Consider the following 19,911-nt stretch of genomic DNA (forward strand, 5'->3'; position numbering starts at 1 on the left):
GTTGCAGGGGTGTGCGTCGGGTTACCGCCGGTTGGTCCGCGCCCGTCGGCGGCGGGCCACGAGGGTGGTCGTGGCGCGCAGGGCCAGGCCGATCACCGGTGCGAGGAGCAGGGTGCACCAGGTGCGGGTGGTGGCGTCGGTGGTGAGGCGGTCGGAGAGCAGGTAGGCGGCGAGGAAGGACGGGGCGAGCCAGGCCCCGTTGGTCGCGGCGAGGCGCAGCGGGCTCGCCCGGCGCGCTGCCGGTTCCTCCGCCGACCCCGCAGACTCCGTGGATGTCACACGAACCTCCTGACCACGCCGATCACCTTGTCGACGATCCGCTGGGAGACGCCGCGGTCGAAGACGAAACCCGCGAGGCAGCCGGCGACGGCCCAGACGATGCGCTGCTTCCAGCCGCCGCTCCCGAACAGTACACCGGCGCAGGCGCCGCCGGCGCAGTTGCCGATGTGGAGCGCCCAGGGTGCCAGGAAGGGGATCCAGGCGGCCACGGCCGCGGTGACGGACAGTTGGACGGCGCGGGAGACGGCGGCCTTGAGCGCGGCCTTCAGCCAGCCGGGCATCCGGCCGTTGAGGTCGGTGCAGTTGACCGGGTCGGCGTTGCAGTAGTCGTAGGCGTTGGCGCTCGCTCCCTGGACCGGGTCGGGGGAGAGGAAGCGGCCGGTGGCCGGGTTGTAGAGGCGCGCTCCCATGAGGGTGAGGGCGCTCGGGGTCTCGTCGGAGCGCTGCTTGTCGCCGAGCCAGGCGTAGCGGGTGCCGGGCTGGCCGGTGCGCGGCTGGCCGTACTCGTCGTAGTCGAGGACGGTGGGTGCGACGGCGGTGTCCAGGGGCAGCCGCAGGGTGATGTCGCCGTGCAGGTTGGCGAGTTGCAGGATGGTGCCGCCGGTCTTCGCGGTGGTGGCGGCGAGGGTGCCGGCGGGGCCGGTGACGTTGCGGGTCAGGGTGCCCGCGGTGTCCTCGGTGATCCAGCGGGGGCTGTCGGTGTCGGAGCCGTAGTGGTTGGTCCGCAGTCCGGTCTGGGCCCAGGCGCCGGCGGTGTTGGTCTCGGTGGTCCAGGCGCGGAAGCGCTGGGCCGAGTCGAGGGTCCAGCTCTGCCGGTTGGTGCCACTGGTCTGCTGCTGCACCAGGTCGGTGGTGTAGTACGCGAGGGTGCTGCCGGGCAGTGCGGTGGTGCGGCCGAACGCGTCGTAGGTGTAGCCGGGGTTCACCAGGCGGTCGGCGGTGTCGTAGGTGCTGGTCTGGGTGGTGCCCGCGGTGGTGGTGCAGGTCTGGCCGCGGGCGGCGTCGGCGGTGGCCAGCGCGGTGCGGTTGGTGTTGCGGTCGAAGGTGTAGGTGCGGGTGGTGCAGACGGCGTCGGTCGAGGTGTCCTGGACCTGGAGGAGCCGGCCGGCCCGGTCGTAGGCGTAGGTCTGGGCCGCGGTGATGCCGGGGGTGCCGGTGTGGGTGGCCCGCTGGCCGTGGATGGTCTCGGTGATGCCGTCGGAGACCAGCACGGCGCCGTCGCTGTCGCGGGTGTAGGTGCGGCTGGTGGTGGTGCCGGCCGGGTCCTTGTCGTCGGTCCGGGTGTAGCCGCCGGGCAGGCCCTGGGTGAGCGGCGTGCCGTCGGCGTCGTAGCGGGCGGTGAGGGTGCCGGCGACGGAGTCCGTCACCGAGGTCGCCAGGCCGCGCGGGTCGACGGCGGTGTCGTAGGTGTAGGTGGTGGTGGAGGGGGAGGTGTCGGTGACCTTGGTGGGGCGGTTGAGGGCGTCGTACTCCGTGGTGGTGACGGCGCCGTCGGCGTCGGTGTAGGAGGTCAGGCGGCCGAGTTCGTCGTAGCCCTTGGTGATGGTGCCGCCGGTGGCGGACGTTTGGCGGGTGACGGCGCCGGTGCCCGGGTGGTAGGTGGTGGTGGCGGCGGGGGCCGGGGTGCCGAGGCCGTCGGTGACGGTGACGGTGGTGGGGCGCCCCGCCGTGTCGGTGTCGGTCACGGTGGTGCGGGTGACGCCGTTGGCCGTCTCGGTGGTGCGGGTGGCCTGGCCGAACTGCCCGTACTGGGTTGTCCTGGTGGGCAGTTGTGCGGGGTTGGCGCCGCCGCCGGTGATGGCCGCGGCGGGCCCGGTCTGGCAGACGAGGTCGGCCCACTCGGGGCGGTTGCCGCAGGTGCCGGTGCCGCCGGCGGTGTAGTAGGTGGTCCAGCCGGCTGCGGCGTCGGTGCCGGTGGAGGCCGGCTGCTGGGTCGAGACGACCCGGCCCTGGCCGTCGTAGCCGGTGGTGGTGGTCAGGGCGAGGCCGCCGCTGTCCTTGATCTGCGCGGTGGGCACGCCGAGCGCCCAGTTGTAGGTGGTGCGGTCCTGGCGGGCGTCGACCAGCAGGTCGGGCCAGGCGCGGAGCCGGGCGCCGGTGGCGGTGAGGGTGATCTGGTTCTTGATCTTGGCGGTGCCGTCGGTCGGCCGGCCCTCGTCGTAGGTCTTCACGGTGTGCTGGCGGGCGGGCAGTTGGGTGCCGGCCTTCGCCAGGACCGTCGCACCGGAGGTGGCGTCGGCGGCGAGGGTGATGCGGTGGAGCGGGTCGTAGACGTCGGTCTCCTGCTGGCCGTCCGCGCTGTAGGCGCTGCTGCTCGACAGGAGCCGGGCGCGTTCGGCGGAGGGCAGGGTGTCGATGCCGAGGTCGGCCAGTTCGGCCTTGGCGGCGGTGGTGGCGCCGAGGGCGAGCTCGCGGTTGCCCGCGGTCAGGCTGCGGACCTGGTGGCCCTGGTTGTCGTACTCGGTGGTGGTGATGTGGTGGCCCGGGGTGGCCTGGTTGACCTGGCGGCCGGAGGCGTTGAGGTAGGTGACGTTCGCCCGGGTGTAGTCGCCGGCGCCGAGGTCGGTGCCGTTGTTGGAGGCGGGGGCCTGGTCCGGCGGGAACACCGCGGTGGCGTCGGTCGGCAGGTCGCTCTGGCCCCACGCGGAGGCGGCCGGCGCGGAGAGGTCCTCCGGCGCCTTCGCGCCGGAGAGCGGGACGCCGTAGACGACGGTGGTGGTGGCGGTGCCGTTCACGGTGCCCGTGGTGCCGGGGGCGAGGGTGTCGTGCCAGGTCTTCGTCAGCATGCCGGGGCCCGCGGCCGGGTTGGCGCTGACGGTGCCGTACGCCAGCGAGGTGGCGCGGGTGCCGCTGAGCTGGACGGAGGAGAGCAGGCCGTCGTCGGCGCCCTGGGTGTAGTAGGCGTACTGGTTCTGGCTGCTCTGGCCGAGCCGCGGGTCCCAGGTCTGGCGCAGCCGCCCGGCGGAGTCGTAGCGGTAGACGGCGACGTCGGTGGCGGTGGCCGAGGCGGCCCCGGGCGCGGTGCTCCAGAGCCTGATCGCGCTGACCTGCCCGGCGACGTCACCGAACTCGGTGTCGGTGGTGGCGCCGGTGGCGGTGGTCGCGGTGGCGTAGACGAACTGCAGGACGCGGCAGCCCTTGGCGGCGACGTTCGCCGCGCACACCGCCGGGGTGGCCGCGGAGGTGGGCGCGATGACGAGCTTCGGCCGGGCCAGAGTCTTGCCGCCGACCACGGTCGTCTCCGACACCACGCTGGTGGTGGTGTTGGCCAGCCCGCCCTGCAGCGTGGAGGTCACCGTCCAGGTGGCGGCGGCCGGATCGGCCTTGGCGAAGGTGGTGACGGTGCCCTCGGTGCCGGAGAGTGTGAAGTCGGCGCCGAAGGAGCCGCTCAGGGTGAGGTCCTCGCTGCCCGGCTCGGGCGTCCAGCCGTTGCCGGCCGCGTTGGAGGTGAAGGAGACGGCGGAGCCGTCGGCGGCCATCACGCTGAGCGAGGTGCTGGAGGTCCTGCGGATCTCCGTGTACTCCGAGGCGGACAGGCTCGACGACACGCTGGACACCCAGTTGGGGCCGAAGACCGCCGCCTGGCCGTCCTGGCCGGCGGCGGCCCGCGGGTCACGCGAGGAGTGCGTGCGGCCGACCGTCATGCCGAACAGCGACACGTCGGTGGCCGGGACCCTGAGGTCGCCGGTGAGCAGGTTCAGTGCACCCGGGCCGACGTTCTCCGTCGCCGCGCCGTCGGCCTTGCGGTCGACGACGACCCGCACCGGCTCGGAGGAGACGGCGGCGGCGCCCGGCCCGGTGAAGTCCGCGCGGAGCTGGACGGTGCCGTCCGGGGTCACCGTGGAGGTGGCGTTCCAGGTGAGCGCCGGGCTCTTGCCCGCGGCGAGGGGCACGGGCCAGGCCGCCAGTGCGGCACCGCCGTTGGTGATGTCGCCGACGGGGATCCGCGTCCACGCGTCGGCGTCGGAGCGCCGCCAGGAGAAGGCCACCTGGTCGTAGCGGGCGGCGTCGGCCTCGGCGGTGAGCGGCAGGCGCGCCGCGGTGCGGGTGCCGTCGTTCGGCGAGGTGACACCGCCCGCGCCGACCTGGAAGGTGTGGGTGCGGGCCTCGGACTTGTTCTCCGCCCGGTCCACCGCCCGCACCTGAAGGGTGTTGGTGCCGGCCTTGGCCGGGGTCACGGTGAAGGTCACCGGCGCGGCGGAGCCGTTCGTCGCGACCTTGGTCCAGGTCGCGCCGTCGAGCGTCCACTCCAGGGCGTTCTGGTCACCGGCCGGCGGGGTCGCGGTGAAGGAACCGGCCTGGCCGGGGCCCTTGACCCACTGGCCCGACGGGTAGTCGGTGGAGGAGAGCGCGGCGGGCGCCGAGGGGGCGGAGGTGTCGACCGTGAAGGTGGCCCACGCCGACCAGTTGTTGTTGTAGTGCAGCCCGTCGTACGGCGAGGTGCGGAACTTGTACGTCTTGCCGTTGGCCAGCACACCGGCCGGGACCTTGACGGAGGCCGGGGCCCCGCTCGGCACGTACGGGGAGACCAGGACGTTGCCCACCTGGGTGTCGGTGGCGGTGTCGAAGATCTGGAAGGTGCCGTCGACCTTGTCGTTGTTCGGGTCGACGAAGGTGTCGCGCAGCGTGGGGGTGGTGGAGTTGACCCACCAGGTGCCGGCGGTGTCCTTGTAGAACGGGGAGCCGGCCTGCTGGTCCGTCCCGGTCCGGGGGCGGTAGTTGTACGTCACCGTCAGCTTCGGGACGTTGGTCGCGGCGTTGGCGGAGTTCACCTCCTTCCAGTACTTGGTGTTGGCCTCGTCCGGGGCGCGCAGCCCCATGCCCGAGGTGGTGTTCTTCGCCGACGTCCAGGTCTGCACCAGGTTGGTGACGTCCGCGGTGATCCAGCCGTCGCCGCCGCAGGCGTCCCGGCCCTTGGTCTCGGTGCCGGTGGCCTTCTTGGCGTTCCAGGAGGGCTGCGCCGTCCAGCGCGAGGCGGTCGAGGCGAGGCCGGTGTCCCAGATGTCCCACGCGTAGGGCTGGCAGTCGCTGTTGCCGGAGTGGAAGTTGTACAGCGACAGGCTGGCGTTGGTGATCAGCGCGTCCGCGATCGGCGCGGTGTTCCAGTTGATGAACGACCGGGCCTGGCGGGAGGAGCCGTCCGCGTTCTTGGTGCCGGAGTTGCCCCAGTAGATCTCGGTGTCGGCCGACCAGTCGACCGTCTCGCCCTGCTGCACCCGGGTGTCGAAGACGTTGCCGAGGGCCGTGGTGGAGGGGTCGACCGTCACCGGGTACTGCGTCTTCGGGTCCGCGAGGAACGCGGCGTCCGGCGTGAACACCAGGTCGATGCCGTCGCCGCGCTGAACGACCTTCAGACCGACCTTCGCCTGCCGGGCGTGCTCACCGGAGCCCTCGGCGGCGGCCGTCGCGTCCCACATCACCGGCGCCGGGAGCACGGCCCGCCGCTCGCCGGTGCGCCTGTCGGTGAACAGCACGCCGCCGTCCGGCTGGACCTCGGCCTTCAGACCGTCGGCCTTCAGCGGCATCGTGTACGAGAACCCGGCGGCGCTCGGGCGCTGCTTGAGCACCGTGTACTGCTCGAAGCCGGTCCGGGTGGCCTCCACGACCAGGTCGGCCGCGCCGTCCGCGATCGCGTCCCGGTAGGTGGCCTTCGTGCCGTCCAGGGCGGGCTTGGGCAGGCCGCCCCGCCACTGGAGCTCGACCTGCTGGTCGCCCTGCCCGAGGGTCACCAGGGTGCGGGCGTCGTCCGGGGCCGCGGCCTGCGCCTGGAGCAGCGACTTCGCCCGGGTGCCGCCGGCACCGGCGAGCCGCAGCGCGTTCGGGTGGGCCTTCGGCGCCACCGACCCGTCGGCGCTCGCCTGGAGGCCGAGGTCGACGTCCACCCACTGGCCGTCACGTTGGAAGCGGACCGGGCCCGCGAACAGCTCGGTGGTGAGCGAACCGTCCTTGTTCACCCATGTCGTCGACGTCTCCGTACGCTCGGAGAGCGCCTCCACCCGCTGCCCGGACAGCCGGGCCGCGACCCTCGCCGACGGCACGTCGGCGGCGGACGTGGCCCACTGCCCGGCGCCCTTGCCCGCCTTCGCCGCCGCCGCGCTCTGGGACGCGCTCGGCGATGCGGCGAGGGCCGTTTCGGACCCGGCCAGCAGCGACACCGCCACGGCGAGGGCCAGCGACCCGCTCACCGCCCGCATGCCAACAGGCCTGCCGAGTCTGCGTCGTGTGGTCATCCGTCTGTTCATATCGACTCCTTGAAACACCGTCGCTCGACGGCGCTCTCGGAGCATAGGAGTGGGCGGCAAGATCAAAGATGGGGTCAAATGACGCCAAAGGATCATCAAATAATGATCTTGTTTCGACAAGGTTCACATGATCGTGATCATGGCGTAGGCAACCGCGCCCGCCCCCTGCGCGTTACGTCAGCGGTGCCGGCCGCACCGGCCACTTACCGGCCACCACCGTAGGTGGGGCCGCTTCGGGTGGTGGGCTCGATGCTTCCCGTCCTCAGGGCCGGGGTGTCCAGCCGGGTGGGGCGAGACGGGTGTCGGTGAGGATCCGCTCGACGGTCTCGTCGAGGGTGCTGTGCTGCGGAACGACGTGTTCGAGGCCGCCGGGCAGGAGGTCGTGGGGCTGGTACCAGCCGGCCATGTCCTCGGGGGAGAACTCGCCGGCCTGGGGGCGGGTGGCGTGGCGGCGCACGGTCTCGTCGAAGTCGGCGTCGAGGTAGTACAGGTGGCTGCGGCCGCGGTGGTCGGCGGCGAGCCGGGCGAGCATCGGGCCGTAGCGCTCGGCGGCGAGGATGCCCTCGACGACGGTGTGGAAGCCGTGGTCCAGGGCGTGCCGGGCGACCAGGTCGATGAGGCCGATGTTCGCCCCGCCCGGGAGGTCGCGCTCGCGCAGGACGGTGCGCCGGAGCACGTCCTGCGCGACGACGGCCACACCCCGTCCGTACGCGGCGCGCAGCCGCGCGGCGACGCTCGACTTGCCCGCCCCGCTCGGCCCGCGGACCACCACCAGCACGGTGTCCTGAGTTCCCGTCACGCCGACACCGTACCGGCCGCGTACGGGGCCCTCCCGCGTACGCTGTGAGGCGCGGCTACGCTTCCGGCGGCACGCTGTAGCGGCTCAGGACGTGGTCCGCCGTGGACTTGTCCAGCAGACGCAGTTCCCAAGGCCCGGAGTTGACGTCGAAGTCCTTGCCGAAGCCGACCCACTTGCCGGCCATGCGGCGGCCGGTCGGGTCGACCAGCAACTGAATAGCGCCGTGATACCTGGCCCCCTGGTAGTAGCCATCCTGCGCGGTCTGCTCCACCCAGGAACCCGTAACGATGTTCCGATCAACAGTGAGATCGAATGACAGCGGCGAGTCGGGATTGGACGACGCACCGGGGAGGGATCGCCCCGTGATCCGGTTGCCGTTCTGGGACAGCACGACGTGATGCAGACCGGTGAACGTGTTCTCCCGACTGCTGCTGTAGAACTCGTAGTGGCTGACCCATACCCCCGAGTAGTCCTCACCCGTAGGAGCGGGCGCAGCCTGCACGGGCACGCCCGGTTCATCACTGGTCACGTCGTGCCCTCCCGTACTGTCCACGCTGACCCTTGGCGGCAACTGTGGCGAGTCGAAGCCGAGGCGGTCAACGGGAATCTTGGTGACAGCCTCAAGGGCTCGAACGTACACCGGGCGGGGAGACCTCACCTCCCCTGACTCCCAACGTTGCACCAGGCGCTTGCTGGCGTCGTTCGGCTCCCCTTGGTCCTCCCCGGCCGCCCGCAGCCGCTTCGCGAACTCGTCCTGGCTGAGACGGAGTCCGAGGCGTACGGCCCGAAGGGTCTCGTTCGGCGTAGTCATGGCTAGAAGATAGGCCCAAACATCCTCTGAAGAAGTCGAAATGACGTCTTGCCAGGACGCCGAAGTGACGCCTCCACGCCGTCGCAATGGTTCGCCGGGTTGGGGCACGATCGGTCTCCAACCCGCCACCAGAAGCAGGTAGGAGGTACCGCCCATGCACGTCGAGATCATCGTGTCCAAGCACAAGGGGGAGCCGAAGGACCCGCCGAAGCGCCGGGGCAACCCGGCGCCGGAGCAGCCGCAGCCCGCCCCGCAGCCCAAGTAGTCACCTGACACACCGGGACCCCTGCCGACTGTGCACACGGCGGGGGCCCCGTTCACTCGGAGGAGTGCCCGTGGTTGACCCGAACCGGTTCCATATCGCCTACGCCATGCGGCAGTTCGCCGACGAGACGTGGACCAGTCGCGCCGAACGGTGGACGGCTTCGTTCTATGTTCCGGCCGAGAACATCGGCACAGCCGAGATCACCCGCGTGGTCCCCGGCTTGACGCCGAACCCCCGTGCCGCTCTGGACGCCGACCCGGGCCTGCTCGACCGCATCCCCCGCGTGGTCTTCACCGAGGACGGCGCCCTGACCCCCGCCGTGGCCAAGACGAATCCGACGCTGCTGCTCCTGCTGGAGTCCGTGCACGTCACCGACGCGTGGCGAGGCAAGGGGGTGGGCATGCGACTGGCCGTCGCCGCGCTCCGCCGGCTCGCCGTCCCCGGGGCGCTGGCCGTCTGCTATCCGGCCCCGATCCACGACCACGGGCCGGACGAACCGTGTTCCTACGCCTCCGACGACCCGGAGATCCGACGGCCGGACGAGGAGGCGATGACGAAGCTGCGCCGAGCCTGGGAACGGCACGGCTTCACGCACCTCGATCAGGGCGTGTACGCGATGGCGCTGAGCAGCCCATGAACGCCCCTGGGAACACCGAGGCCCCCGGACCCCTCGACGGAGCATAACCCGGGGCCCGGTACCCGGAATGGGCCGAGCAGCTCGGGCCGTTGCTCGCCGGGTAGGCCGGCCCGGCACCTCCCGCCGCCCCCGGGGGCGGGGGGGGGGGGGTGAGCGCCGGGGGCGCGCCGCGGGGGGGGGGCGCGGCGGAGCACCTCGGCGCCGTGGCCGACGCCCGCACCGCCGCGTCCACCGAGGACCTCTGGGAACTGGCGATCTCCCGACCGGACCGGCCCGACGGCCTGGCCGCGCCGCTGCGCCTCACCTCGCGCTCGGCGGTCGAGGGCGCGCGGCTCGGTGAACTCGCGGACCACCTCGGCCTGCGCGAGGTGGTCCACCGGACCCACCGGCCGCACCGTGGCCCGCGGCTCGGGTCGGTCTCGCTCCGCTCGACGGCGGTCGGCCGGTGATCGCCCCCGCCGAAGGCCCGCTGACCTTCCCCGAGTTGTTCGACCTCCCGCTGTCCGTCGACCTGCGCACGGCGGCCCGGGCGTTCGGTATCTGCCTGGCCACCGCCTACAACCTCGTCCACCGCGACGCCTTTCCCTGCCCCGTCATCCGCACCGGGTACCGCTACCGGGTGCCCACCGTCGGCCTGCTCAGCGCCCTGGGCATCGAGGAACTCCCCGTCTACGCGTCCGATCTGGCCCCCTGGGTCAGCGCCCCGCCGCTGCCCGGTCTCGAATGGAAGGACCTCGCGTGATCGCGATGACCACGACCGCCCACCCGGAGCCGCTCCGCCCGGAGCCGTCCGGACCGGAGGCAACCCTCCCGGAGGCGTCGGCGCAGCTGCCGACCTGCTTCGTGATCGGCCCGATCGGGGACCGGCACGCCGAGGTCGGCAGTCCGGCCCGCCAGGCGTACGAGACGTCCCTGGAGACCTTCGAGGAGGTCATCGGCCCGGCCTGCGCCGCCTTCCGGATCCAGCCGCTGCGCGCGGACCAGATCCAGCAGGCCGGGGAGATCACCGAGCAGATCTGCCGCCACGTGCTGCAGTCGGACATCGTCATCGCCGATGTGACGGGCGGGAACGCCAATGTGATGTACGAACTCGGCCTTCGGCACACGACCGGCCGCCTCACCATCCACATCGGCGAACACGGGCTGCTGCCGTTCGACATCTCGCCGATCCGGACGATCCTGTTCAAGCGGTCGCGCAGTGGACTGGTGAGCGCGCGCAACGAGTTGCAGGAGGCACTGAACCGGGGGATCCGGGAGGGGTTCGCCCCGCTGACCCCGGCCAGGATCCTGCTCGGCCTCCGCTCTCGGGACGAGGCCGAGGCCGGTCCGCCCGGGCAGCAGCGGGCGGACGGGGAGGACGCGCCCGGCCTGATCGACCTCTTCGCCACGGTGGAGTCCGAGATGGACCTGCTGACCGAGGGCATCGAGACCATGACCGGGCTGGTGAACGCCATCGCCGCCCTGGCCGAGGAGTTCGGGCCTGACATGAAACGCGCCGCCGCGAAGGGTGCGCCGCCGTCCGCCACGCTCGCGGCGACCAGGCGCTTCGGCACCGCCCTCGGCGGGCCGGCGGCCGAACTCAAGGTGTGCGCCGAGGAGTTCACCACCCGAATGTCGAACATCGACGCGACCGTGCACGCCTCGCTGGACATGTTCCAGCAGCTGCCGCAGACCGGGGAGGCCCAGGAGACCCACAGCTTCCTGCACCAGCTCATCGACATGTCCCAGGCCTCGCGCGAGGGCCTGGAGACGCTCCGGCTCTTCCGGACGATGATGGAGTGGCTCACCAACGTGAGCCGCGATCTGCGGGCCCCGGCCAAGGACATCATGGCCGCACTCGACCTCGTCACCGCCGCCATGGCGCGGGTCGAGACGTGGGACCAGCGGGCCCGCGCCCTGGTCTGACCGCAGGGGCGGGCGCGGGGACGGCCGCAGGGCGGGCGCCGGGGGGCAGTGGGCCTCCCGGCGCCCGTGCGCTGCTACCAGGCGTAGTCCTCCGGGGCGGGCTGGTGGCCGGGGAAGAGTTCGTCGAGGCGGTCGAGGGTCTTCTGGTCGAGCTTCAGGTCGAGGGCGGCGACGGCGGCGTCGAGGTGGGCGGGGGTGCGGGGGCCGATGATGGGGGCGGTGACGGCGGGGCGGGTGAGGAGCCAGGCGAGGCCGAGGTCGGCGGGTTCGGTGCCGAGGTCGGCGGCGAGGTCCTCGTAGGCCTGGAGGCGGTCGCGGTGGGTGGCGAGGAGTCCGTCGGCCTGGGGCAGGGCGCCGCGGACGCGGGTGCCTTCGCGTTCCTTGCGGAGGATGCCGCCGAGGAGGCCGCTGCGCAGCGGGGACCAGGGCAGCAGGCCGAGGCCGTAGTGCTGGAGGGCGGGGATGACCTCCAGTTCGATGGTGCGGTCGAGGAGGTTGTAGAGGGACTGTTCGCTCACCAGGCCGAGGAAGTGGCGGGAGCGGGCGGCCTCCTGGGCCTGGGCGAGGTGCCAGCCGGCGAAGTTGCTGGAGCCGACGTAGATGATCTTGCCCTGGGTGACCAGGACCTCCATCGCCTGCCAGATCTCCTCCCAGGGCGTGTCCCGGTCGATGTGGTGCATCTGGTAGAGGTCGATGTGGTCGGTGTTCAGGCGCCGCAGGCTGGCCTCGACGGCTCGGCGGATGCCGAGGGCGGAGAGCTTGCCCTCGTTGGGCCAGTCGCCCATCGGCCCGTACACCTTGGTGGCGAGGACGGTGCGTTCGCGGCGGCCGCCGCCCTGGGCGAACCAGCGGCCGATGATCTCCTCGGTCCGGCCCCTGAGGTTGCCCTCGCTGTCGCGGCCGTAGGCGTTGGCGGTGTCGAAGAAGTTGATGCCCCGCTCGTGGGCGGTGTCCATGATGCGGTGGGCCTCGGACTCCTCGGTGTGGGGGCCGAAGTTCATGGTGCCCAGGCAGAGTCGGGAGACGGTCAGGCCGGTGCGGCCGAGGTGGGTGTACTCCATGGCGCCCACCTTCGGCCGTACCGGCGCCGGTGTCCAGCACATTCCGTCAGACGAGCAGGCCCACAGGCGCGCAGACGAACCGGGTCGGACGGAATCGCCGGATTCCGGCCTGTTCAGCGCCCGTGCGTGGCGAACTTCCGCACGGCGAGCGGCACGCAGAGCGCGAGCAGCAGCCCGCTCCAGAGCAGCGAGGCGAGGACGGCGTGCTGCATGGGCCAGGCGCCGCCGGCCGCGGAGGGGTTGCCGAAGAGTTCGCGGCAGGCCTGGACGACGGCGCTGACCGGGTTCCAGTCGGCGACGACCCGCAGCCACCCGGGCATGCCGCCGGTGGGGACGTACGCGTTGGTGACCATCGCGATCGGGAATACCGCGACGGAGAGTTGGCCGGCGGCCTCCTCCTTGCCGATGGTCAGGCCGAGGCAGGTGCCGACCCAGGTCATCACGAAGCGGAAGAGCAGCAGCAGGGCGAACGCGCCCGCCGCGTCCCCGGCGCCCTCGCGGACGCGCCAGCCGGCGGCGAGGCCGACGAGCGCGAGGAGGGTCAGGACGACGAAACTGACGAGCAGGTCGGCGAGGGTCTGCCCGAGCAGCAGTCCGGTGCGGGAGACGGGCATGGAGCGCAGCCGGTCGGTGATGCCGCGGCCGACGTCGCGGGCGGCGCCGACCATGGTCACCATGATGCCGTTGGTGGCGACCATGGCGAACAGGCCGGGCATCAGGAACTCGCGGTAGTCGCCGCCGCCCGGGATCCGCATGGCGCTGCCGAAGACGTACCCGAAGACCACCACCATGATCACCGGGACGCCCAGCGAGGCGGCCAACAGGCCGGGCGAGTGGCGGTAGTTGAGGAGGATGCGGAGCATCGACGTCCAGGTGTCGACGGCCAGCCGGGCGGGGCGGGACGGTGTCGGCGCGGGGCGGGACGGCATCGGCGCGGGGGCGTGCACGGCGGCCATCAGGCGGCCCTCCTCAGGGTTTCGGCGGATTCGCGGGTGAGCGCGAGGAACACGTCGTCCAGCGAGGGGGCCCGTACGGCGGCGTCCTCGGCGGTGATCCCGACGGTGTCCAACTCCCGCACCAGCGAGGGCAGCAGGACGGACACGCCGGGCTGGGTCAGTACCGTCACGGTCCGTTCGGCCGCGTCGACCTGCGCGTCGCCGCCCGAGAGGGTGGACAGCACCACGGCGGCGGCGGCGAGTTGGGCCGGGTCGGCGAGGGTGACGGACAGCTGGCTGCCGATCGCGGCCTTGAGCCTGGCTGGTGGGCCGGTGGCGATGGCGGCGCCGTGATCGACGACGACGATGTCGTCGGCGAGCCGGTCGGCCTCCTCCAGGTACTGGGTGGTGAGCAGCACGGTGGTGCCGCCGTCGGCCAACTCCTTGACGGTGTTCCAGATTTCCTGGCGGCTGCGCGGGTCGAGCCCGGTGGTGGGCTCGTCGAGGAAGAGCACCGGGGGGCTGGTGACCAGGCTGGCGATGAGGTCGAGGCGTCGGCGCATGCCGCCGGAGTAGGTGCGGACGAGCCGGTCGCCGGCCTCGGTGAGGTCGAAGCGTTCGAGCAGTTCGTCGGCGCGGGCGCGGGCGCGGCGGGCGCCGAGGCGGTGCAGCCGGCCGAACAGGTGGAGGTTGTCGCGCCCGGTGATGCCCTCGTCGACGGCGGCGTACTGCCCGGCGAGGCCGATGGCCCGGCGGACGTCCTCGGCGGCGCGGGCGACGTCGTGTCCGGCGACGCGCGCGGTGCCCCGGTCGGGGGCGACGAGAGTGGCGAGGACGCGGACGGCGGTGGTCTTGCCGGCGCCGTTGGGGCCGAGCAATCCGCAGACGGTGCCGGCGGGAACGGTGAGGTCGAGGCCGCGGAGGGCCTCGGTGGTCCCGAATCGTTTCTCCACGCCTGCCATCTCGATGGCGGGTCGGGCGGTGTCGGACATGGCTCTGCCCCTTCTCTAGGTACAGCGTACGTAGAAGCGTGAGCCAAATGCTACTACGTACGTCGTACGTATCTAAGATGGGGGGCGAGGTGATCATCCAGTGCCGTCCAACGAACCCCCCAGCAACAGCGAGCGCCCAGCCACCCCCGAGGCGCCCGAACTGATCTGGCTGCGCCCCGAACGCACCGGCCGCGGGCCGAAACCTGCCCACAGCCGGACGTCCATCGCCGCCGCGGCCGTCGAGATCGCCGACGCGGAGGGCCTGGACGCCGCCTCCATGCGCCGGGTCGCGGCCGCCCTCGGGGCGGGCACCATGTCGCTCTACAACTACGTGCCGAAGAAGGAGCACCTGCTCGACCTCATGCTCGACGCCGTCACCGCCGAGTACGAGCTGCCGGCCGCGCCGAGCGGCGACGTCCGCGCCGACCTCGCGGCGCTCGCCCGCCAGCAACTCGCCATCTTCCGCCGCCACCCCTGGCTGCCGACCCTGGTGCTCGCCCGCCCGGGCATCGGCCCCAACGCCCTGCGCTACACCGACCACTTCCTCGCCGTCACCGCCTCCACCGGCCTGGGCGGCGGCGCCCGGATGGAGGCCATGGCCCTGTTCAACGGCTTCATCTGCCAGTACGCCCAGTACGAGCAGACGGCCGCCGCGGGCGCCAAGTGGCAGGCGGAGCTGGTCGGTTACCTCACCCGGGCCGCCATGAGCGGCGAATACCCGCACCTGGCCCAGGCGTTCGCGACGTCCGGACCGCCCTCCGATCCGGACGCCGCCTTCGACCGCTCGCTGGACCGGGTGATCACGGCCATCCTGGCCCCGCCGACGCCCCGCTGAGCCCGCTGCTCAGCCCCGCCGACCGGCCCCGCCCTCAAGCCGCGCCCTCAGGCCCCGCCCTCAAGCCGGGGCCGCGACAGCACCGCCGCCGCCCGCCCGTCGACCAGCACCAACACGGCCTCGTGCGCGCCCCCCAGCGCCGCCCGCGCCTCGGCCGGCGACTGCCCGACGCCCACCGCCGGCAGCGCCGGCCCGAGCAGCGCGCCCAGCGGACCACCCGGCGAATCACCCGGCGAACCACCCACCGGGTCGTCCGGCTTGGCGCCGCCGTCCGCGATCGCCGCCGCCAGCACCGCCCGCGACACCGAGCCGACCACCTCCGTCGCGCTCACCCCGTACGGCCTCGCCGCCCGCGCCAGCACCACCGGCGCCACCCCGCCGGGCACGGCGCGCAGCGCCTCCAGCGCCTCGCCGACCGTCGCACCGGCGTCGACCGCGACCAGCGGGCCGGCCCCGGCGAGCAGCGGCCGAAGGCCGCCCGCCGACTCCGACTCCTCCTCCAGGAAGCCCCACTGCCGCATCCAGTCGTCGCTGTGCACCTTGGACAGGTACGAGCGCCCGGAGTCCGGCAGCAGCACCACGACCAGGTCGTCCGGCCCGAGCCGCCGCGCCACCCGCAGCGCCGCCGCCACCGCCGTGCCCGAGGAAGGACCGGCCAGGATGCCCTCCTCCCGGGCGAGCCGACGGGCCGTCAGCAGCGACTCGCGGTCGGGGATGCGCTCGAAGGCGTCCACCACCTCCGACCGGTAGGCCTGCGGCCAGCGGTCCTCGACGGTGCCGGGGTGGAGGAAGTGCCCGATGCTCTCGACGAACCACGGGCTGCCGTCCCCGCCCCCGTACATCGAGGACTCCGGGTCGGCGCCCACGACGGTCACGGAGCCGCCGGACACCTGCTGGAGGTACCCGCCGGTGCCGGTGACGGTCCCGCCGGTGCCGACGCCCGCGACGAAGTGGGTGACCCGGCCGCCGGTCTGCTCCCAGATCTCGGGACCGGTGGTACGCACATGGGCGTCCGGATTGGCCAGGTTGTCGTACTGGTTGGCGAGCCAGGCGCCGGGGATCTCCTCCACCAGCCGCTGCACGACGTTGAACAGGTGGGTCGGGTCCTCGGCGGGCACGGCCGTCGGGGCGAGCACCACCTCGGCGCCGTACGCCCGCAGGATGTCGGACTTCTCGGGCGCCGACTTGTCGGACACCCCGGCGATCACCCGGTAGCCGCGCTGCCGCCCGACGATGGTCAGCCCGATGCCGGTGTTGCCGGAGGTCGCCTCAACGATCGTCCCGCCCGGCCGCAGCAGGCCGTCCCGCTCGGCGGCCAGCACCATGGACAGCGCGGCGCGGTCCTTGACGCTGCCGCCGATGTTGAGGAACTCGGCCTTGGCGTAGATCGGCGCGGGCAGCCCGGCGCCGAGCCGGGCGAGGCGGAACAGGGGCGTCCCGCCGATCGCGTCGAGTACGGATTCGTGCACTGCGGCCATCACGGCCCCTTTCACTGGCTGTCCGCCCGAGCCTGCCCGAACGCGCGGTCAGATAGTCGCTGGTGCTGTGACCGCCTGACCGACCGCGAACCGCAGCCCCGGAGTGCCGAAAGGGACAAGTTCACGAGAAGGACAGCGACAGAAGGACGACTCAGGAGGCGAACGGCTCGATCTCCCCCGCAAAGACGATGACCTGGTCGATGAGGCTCCGCCGCAGATGGACGACGTCCGTTCCCGCCAGACGGGGGCCTCCGTCCGGCGTGGTGAAGACCCATTGGTACCGGGCCCACTCGTCAGGCATGTCCACCGCTGAGCAGCGCGCCATCGTGCCGGTCCCCGCCGGGTGGTGCCGGATGTCCAGCACGAACTGCTCGACCGCCGCGATTCCTTCGCTGCGGCCCAACGGCCCCCAGAAGACCACGTCTGAGGTCAGGGCCTGGGAGAGCAGGGCAGTCACATAGCTGTCGTCCGAGGCGTTGAACGCGGAGATGAAGGTGTCGATCGCGGAGCGTGCCGTCTCTTCCTGCATGCCCCAGTAATACCAGCCGTTGCTCGTGCGCTCGTCCCGCGAGCCGCCTTCCGATCACGGTGGGCCATCCCGGTCACAGCACTGGCAGCCCCGGATCGTCGAGGCCGAGTCGGCGAGGGTTCTCGACCGTAAAGGGGCGCGGACAAAGGCGCGTGGCGCCCATTGCGCGCCCCTCAGATTTGCTGCGCTCCAAAGTGCGCAACGGTACGGCCCGCGCCCGCCCCGCCGATCGGGTGTGTGCGGAGAGTGATCGGCGCGCGATCAGATCAGCGGTTCAAAGAGGTCGCGCCCCCAGTGGCCGAGCCAGGACGCGGTGGCGGACCACCGGGCCTGACCTTCCGCACCTTCCGCACCTTCCGTGGACTCGTCGTACGGCAGCACGGCGGTCGGGGCGAGCCAGCCCTCCCCCGGGTCGATGCGGACCCGCAGCACCTTGAGCGGTCTGCGCAGGGCAACAAACATCCGCAGGTCGTCGGTGTGCGGGCAGTGGGTCTCGTAACGGTCGTGGACGGTACGGCAGATGGACTTGATGTCGGTGTCCGCGAGCAGGAGGTGGCGGCTGCCGGGGCCGAGGTTGACGCAGAGGCGGCGGCGGGCGGTGTCGCGGTCCGGGTACGGCAGGTTCTGGTGGTTGTCGACGTGCAGGCCGAGGCACAGGCCGCTCTCGGGCAACCGGTGAGTGACCAGCTCACCGGGCGGGTCCTCGGCCGGTTCGAGGGCGACGTGCAGCGGATCACCGAGGAGGCCGACGAGCGCGGCGACGGTGTGGACGTCGGTGACGGTCCCGGGGAGGCGGAAGAACTCGACCAGGCCGCTGTCCTTGGTGAAGAGGCCCGGCGCGTAGCGCTCGGGGTGCTCCTCGGGGAGCGGGGACCAGTCGCCGGCGGGGACGACGGCTCCGTTCTCGTAGTCGGGCTCACCATGGACTCTGCGGACGTTGCCGATGTCGCAGCGGGCGCGGAGGGCCGCCGGGTCGCGGAAGGCGATGGCGGCGGGGTGCATGGTCGTCATGAGGGGGGCTCCTCGGTTCAGTCGTTGTCGTCGTCGGAGTTGTCGCTGTGACGGTTGATGCCGGTCATCAGGGCGGCGGCCAGGGTGGTCCACCAGACGACGTCGGCGGTGGCCGGCTCGCGCGGCGGGACGAGGTTCGAGGCGAAGCAGGCGAGGGCGAGGCTGGCGGCGGTGATCGCAGCCGTGGTGGCGAGCTTGATGACGCTCAACTTTCGGGCGAGGGAACGTTGCTGTGAGCGGTACGGAGGACGCGCGCCCAGACGCGCTTGCCCGTGCCGCACCGCGCGACCACCCCGAAGTCGACGGCGAGCCGGCGGGCGAGTTCGATCCCACGGCCGCACTCGTTCAAACGGCCCGGACGCCGCTCCAGGAGCGGGAGGTCACTGCGGGGGTCCCAGACTTCGAGGCGGCAGCCGCCGTCGAACTCCTGGAGGTAGAGCCGGACTTCGCCGTCGCCGTGACAGGCGTGGACGACGGCGTTGGTCACGAACTCGGAGGCGATGAGGACGAGGTCGTCGACCGGGTCACCGACCCAGCCCCAGGAAGTGAGCTGGTCACGGACCAGGCGGCGGGCGGTACGGACCGAGGTTTCGTGCTCGGTGAGGGTGGTCTCCCAGGATCGGAGGACCGGGTTACGCAAGGTGGACATGAGTCACCCCACACCTTCAGTGGCGTGTTCGTGCGGTCACAGTGAGTGTGGAGCATCGAAAATCGAAACCGCAACCTCATTGCTCGAATAAATTAATTGATCATGGTTTGGACTTGAGACAAGGCCAGCAGACTGGTGAGACTGGACCCCACACCGGACGGAGGGGCGCCACTTGAACAAGGACCTGTCGGCCATCAGGCAAATCCGGCTTGGCGACGAACTGCGCGCCTGGCGACTGGAGAACAACAAGACCCTGACCGACATGACGGCCGACCTGAAGGGTTGGAGCGCCGGTCGACTCAGCCGGATCGAACGAGCCCTACAGCCGATCAGCGCCACCGACCTGGCCACACTGCTCGATCATTCCGGCGTCACCGGCCAGGAGCGGGAGGACCTTGAGAGCCTTCTCGGGGCCAGCCCTCCGAAGCAGTGGTGGCGCGACCTGGATTTCGCGAACTCCATCACGGCGGCCTTCAGCGAGTACCTGGCACTCGAAGCCGATGCCGCTCAGATGCTGAACTACTTCCCCTCCGCCTTCCCTGGCCTCGTCCAGACCGAGGGTTACGCCAAGGAGATGATCGCGGCTGGACTGAGCGCGCCCAACGAGGAACAGATCGAAACCGCAACGGAAGTCCGCATGCTGCGGCAACGTCGACTCACCGAGGACCCCACGCTCGCCTTGGAGGCTTACTTCGGCGAGGTGGCACTCATGGTCGCAGGCGATCACAAGGTCCTTGCGGACCAGATCCGCCATACGATCAAGGTCGCGCAATACCCGAACGTCACTATCCGAATGATCCCCTTGAGCGCAGGTCGACAGGGCATCCTGACCTCAGGACTCGTACTCATGAGGTTCCCTGACGATCCCGAAGATGGGTTCGTATTCATCGAAGCTGTTGGCGGTATGCTCCCGCGTAGAACCGGACGAGACGTACGACGGGCCGAGCGAGCCTTCTCCCGGCTCCATCGCTGCGCTCTGTCGCCGGAGGACACCATCACCGCCCTTGAACGCAAGTTGGAAGAGCTGACGTGAGCGAGAAGCGCGACCCGTACGACCATGATCCAGCAACCGCCGACTGGTTCAAGTCACCGTTCTCCGGTGACGACAACGGCGACTGCGTGATCATCGCCCGCTTCCCCAACGGCGACGTCTGGCTCGGTGACGACAAGAATCCCGGCCGCCCCCACCTCGCCTTCGACCAGGCCGAATGGACCGCCTTCATCCAAGCCATCGAAGCCCACGACCCCCGCTTCACCGCCTGACCACCCACCGGGAGGCCAAGATGCCCGACCGAAACGATCCCTACGACCACAGCCCCGCCGACGCCGACTGGACCAAGTCCCCCTTCTCCGGCGACTCCAACGGCAGTTGCGTGGTTATCGCGCGTTTCGACAACGGCGACGTCTGGCTCGGCGACGACAAGAATCCCGGCCGCCCCCACCTCGCCTTCGACCAGGCCGAATGGACCGCCTTCGTCCAAGC

Annotated in this window: 20 protein-coding genes; 8 read left to right on the forward strand and 12 right to left on the reverse strand. The window is 71.6% G+C overall.

Annotated elements, in window-relative coordinates; all coding sequences use genetic code 11:
- Nucleotides 1-21: 21 nt before the first annotated feature.
- From ACFV6I_RS22335 to ACFV6I_RS22350, 4 genes are all read right to left on the reverse strand, one after another.
- Nucleotides 22-279, reverse strand: a complete 258-nt coding sequence (locus ACFV6I_RS22335; RefSeq protein ID WP_380427228.1) for a hypothetical protein — start codon at nt 277-279, stop codon at nt 22-24.
- Complete coding sequence (locus tag ACFV6I_RS22340; RefSeq protein ID WP_380427230.1) at nt 276-6,509, reverse strand: DNRLRE domain-containing protein; 6,234 nt, start codon at nt 6,507-6,509, stop codon at nt 276-278. Before ACFV6I_RS22340 ends, ACFV6I_RS22335 begins: the two co-directional genes overlap by 4 nt.
- A 274-nt stretch (nt 6,510-6,783) precedes the next feature.
- Nucleotides 6,784-7,320: a kinase gene (locus tag ACFV6I_RS22345; protein WP_380427232.1), complete on the reverse strand. Its 537-nt coding sequence runs from the start codon at nt 7,318-7,320 to the stop codon at nt 6,784-6,786.
- 55 nt (nt 7,321-7,375) lie between these two features.
- The gene (locus ACFV6I_RS22350; protein WP_380427234.1) at nt 7,376-8,131 is read right to left on the reverse strand and encodes a helix-turn-helix domain-containing protein; all 756 of its coding nucleotides are present in this window, start codon (nt 8,129-8,131) and stop codon (nt 7,376-7,378) included.
- 335 nt (nt 8,132-8,466) lie between these two features.
- Here ACFV6I_RS22350 and ACFV6I_RS22355 point away from each other — a divergent pair, with 335 nt between their 5' ends.
- The 4 genes from ACFV6I_RS22355 (at nt 8,467) to ACFV6I_RS22370 (ending at nt 10,938) form a co-directional block, all read left to right on the forward strand.
- Nucleotides 8,467-9,033, forward strand: a complete 567-nt coding sequence (locus tag ACFV6I_RS22355; RefSeq protein WP_063352163.1) for a hypothetical protein — start codon at nt 8,467-8,469, stop codon at nt 9,031-9,033.
- A 203-nt stretch (nt 9,034-9,236) separates the two neighbouring features.
- Entirely contained in the window at nt 9,237-9,482 is a 246-nt protein-coding gene (locus ACFV6I_RS22360) for a hypothetical protein (protein ID WP_380427236.1), read from the forward strand.
- Nucleotides 9,479-9,775 carry a hypothetical protein gene (locus ACFV6I_RS22365; protein ID WP_063346723.1) on the forward strand — a complete coding sequence of 99 codons (297 nt, stop codon included), beginning with the start codon at nt 9,479-9,481 and terminating at the stop codon, nt 9,773-9,775. Before ACFV6I_RS22360 ends, ACFV6I_RS22365 begins: the two co-directional genes overlap by 4 nt.
- Nucleotides 9,772-10,938: a hypothetical protein gene (locus ACFV6I_RS22370; protein ID WP_380427238.1), complete on the forward strand. Its 1,167-nt coding sequence runs from the start codon at nt 9,772-9,774 to the stop codon at nt 10,936-10,938. The genes ACFV6I_RS22365 and ACFV6I_RS22370 overlap by 4 nt, the downstream gene beginning before the upstream one ends.
- A 74-nt stretch (nt 10,939-11,012) precedes the next feature.
- On the opposite strand, the gene ACFV6I_RS22375 is transcribed toward ACFV6I_RS22370, so the two are convergent.
- From ACFV6I_RS22375 to ACFV6I_RS22385, 3 genes are all read right to left on the reverse strand, one after another.
- Nucleotides 11,013-11,999, reverse strand: a complete 987-nt coding sequence (locus ACFV6I_RS22375; RefSeq protein WP_063346724.1) for an aldo/keto reductase — start codon at nt 11,997-11,999, stop codon at nt 11,013-11,015.
- 113 nt (nt 12,000-12,112) lie between these two features.
- Nucleotides 12,113-12,955 carry an ABC transporter permease gene (locus ACFV6I_RS22380; protein ID WP_244293305.1) on the reverse strand — a complete coding sequence of 281 codons (843 nt, stop codon included), beginning with the start codon at nt 12,953-12,955 and terminating at the stop codon, nt 12,113-12,115.
- Nucleotides 12,955-13,926, reverse strand: a complete 972-nt coding sequence (locus ACFV6I_RS22385) for an ATP-binding cassette domain-containing protein (protein WP_363372652.1) — start codon at nt 13,924-13,926, stop codon at nt 12,955-12,957. Before ACFV6I_RS22385 ends, ACFV6I_RS22380 begins: the two co-directional genes overlap by 1 nt.
- A 100-nt stretch (nt 13,927-14,026) precedes the next feature.
- Between ACFV6I_RS22385 and ACFV6I_RS22390 the strand changes: the two genes are divergently transcribed.
- Nucleotides 14,027-14,761 (forward strand): TetR/AcrR family transcriptional regulator, encoded by a 735-nt coding sequence (locus ACFV6I_RS22390; RefSeq protein ID WP_380370719.1) that lies wholly within the window; start codon nt 14,027-14,029, stop codon nt 14,759-14,761.
- Between the two features lie 47 nt (nt 14,762-14,808).
- Here ACFV6I_RS22390 and ACFV6I_RS22395 read toward each other — a convergent pair whose 3' ends face one another.
- From ACFV6I_RS22395 to ACFV6I_RS22415, 5 genes are all read right to left on the reverse strand, one after another.
- Nucleotides 14,809-16,239 (reverse strand): pyridoxal-phosphate dependent enzyme, encoded by a 1,431-nt coding sequence (locus ACFV6I_RS22395; RefSeq protein WP_380427241.1) that lies wholly within the window; start codon nt 16,237-16,239, stop codon nt 14,809-14,811.
- 151 nt (nt 16,240-16,390) lie between these two features.
- A complete protein-coding gene (locus ACFV6I_RS22400) occupies nt 16,391-16,768 on the reverse strand; it encodes a hypothetical protein (RefSeq protein ID WP_063346728.1) in 378 nt (125 codons plus the stop codon).
- Nucleotides 16,769-17,029: 261 nt separating this feature from the next.
- Nucleotides 17,030-17,779 (reverse strand): hypothetical protein, encoded by a 750-nt coding sequence (locus ACFV6I_RS22405; protein WP_380427243.1) that lies wholly within the window; start codon nt 17,777-17,779, stop codon nt 17,030-17,032.
- Nucleotides 17,780-17,796: 17 nt separating this feature from the next.
- Entirely contained in the window at nt 17,797-17,988 is a 192-nt protein-coding gene (locus ACFV6I_RS22410) for a hypothetical protein (RefSeq protein ID WP_380339843.1), read from the reverse strand.
- Nucleotides 17,985-18,428, reverse strand: a complete 444-nt coding sequence (locus ACFV6I_RS22415; protein WP_380427245.1) for an ATP-binding protein — start codon at nt 18,426-18,428, stop codon at nt 17,985-17,987. Before ACFV6I_RS22415 ends, ACFV6I_RS22410 begins: the two co-directional genes overlap by 4 nt.
- A gap of 172 nt (nt 18,429-18,600) precedes the next feature.
- Between ACFV6I_RS22415 and ACFV6I_RS22420 the strand changes: the two genes are divergently transcribed.
- The 3 genes from ACFV6I_RS22420 to ACFV6I_RS22430 all read left to right on the forward strand — a co-directional run.
- Nucleotides 18,601-19,461 carry a helix-turn-helix domain-containing protein gene (locus ACFV6I_RS22420; RefSeq protein ID WP_380427247.1) on the forward strand — a complete coding sequence of 287 codons (861 nt, stop codon included), beginning with the start codon at nt 18,601-18,603 and terminating at the stop codon, nt 19,459-19,461.
- Nucleotides 19,458-19,691 carry a DUF397 domain-containing protein gene (locus ACFV6I_RS22425; protein WP_380427249.1) on the forward strand — a complete coding sequence of 78 codons (234 nt, stop codon included), beginning with the start codon at nt 19,458-19,460 and terminating at the stop codon, nt 19,689-19,691. The genes ACFV6I_RS22420 and ACFV6I_RS22425 overlap by 4 nt, the downstream gene beginning before the upstream one ends.
- Before the next feature lie 20 nt (nt 19,692-19,711).
- Nucleotides 19,712-19,911: DUF397 domain-containing protein (locus ACFV6I_RS22430; RefSeq protein WP_380427251.1), on the forward strand; the 200-nt coding region annotated here is incomplete at its 3' end.

Source organism: Kitasatospora sp. NPDC059803, assembly GCF_042732255.1.
Lineage (GTDB): Bacteria > Actinomycetota > Actinomycetes > Streptomycetales > Streptomycetaceae > Kitasatospora.

What these genes read in the sequence shown, in the direction of transcription:
- ACFV6I_RS22375 (WP_063346724.1), bottom strand. Translation starts at nt 11,999, where the DNA reads ATGGAGTACACCCACCTCGGCCGCACCGGCCTGACCGTCTCCCGACTC.
- ACFV6I_RS22405 (WP_380427243.1), bottom strand. Translation starts at nt 17,779, where the DNA reads ATGACGACCATGCACCCCGCCGCCATCGCCTTCCGCGACCCGGCGGCC.
- ACFV6I_RS22380 (WP_244293305.1), bottom strand. Translation starts at nt 12,955, where the DNA reads ATGGCCGCCGTGCACGCCCCCGCGCCGATGCCGTCCCGCCCCGCGCCG.
- ACFV6I_RS22350 (WP_380427234.1), bottom strand. Translation starts at nt 8,131, where the DNA reads ATGACTACGCCGAACGAGACCCTTCGGGCCGTACGCCTCGGACTCCGT.
- ACFV6I_RS22340 (WP_380427230.1), bottom strand. Translation starts at nt 6,509, where the DNA reads ATGACCACACGACGCAGACTCGGCAGGCCTGTTGGCATGCGGGCGGTG.
- ACFV6I_RS22395 (WP_380427241.1), bottom strand. Translation starts at nt 16,239, where the DNA reads ATGGCCGCAGTGCACGAATCCGTACTCGACGCGATCGGCGGGACGCCC.
- ACFV6I_RS22400 (WP_063346728.1), bottom strand. Translation starts at nt 16,768, where the DNA reads ATGCAGGAAGAGACGGCACGCTCCGCGATCGACACCTTCATCTCCGCG.
- ACFV6I_RS22415 (WP_380427245.1), bottom strand. Translation starts at nt 18,428, where the DNA reads ATGTCCACCTTGCGTAACCCGGTCCTCCGATCCTGGGAGACCACCCTC.
- ACFV6I_RS22385 (WP_363372652.1), bottom strand. Translation starts at nt 13,926, where the DNA reads ATGTCCGACACCGCCCGACCCGCCATCGAGATGGCAGGCGTGGAGAAA.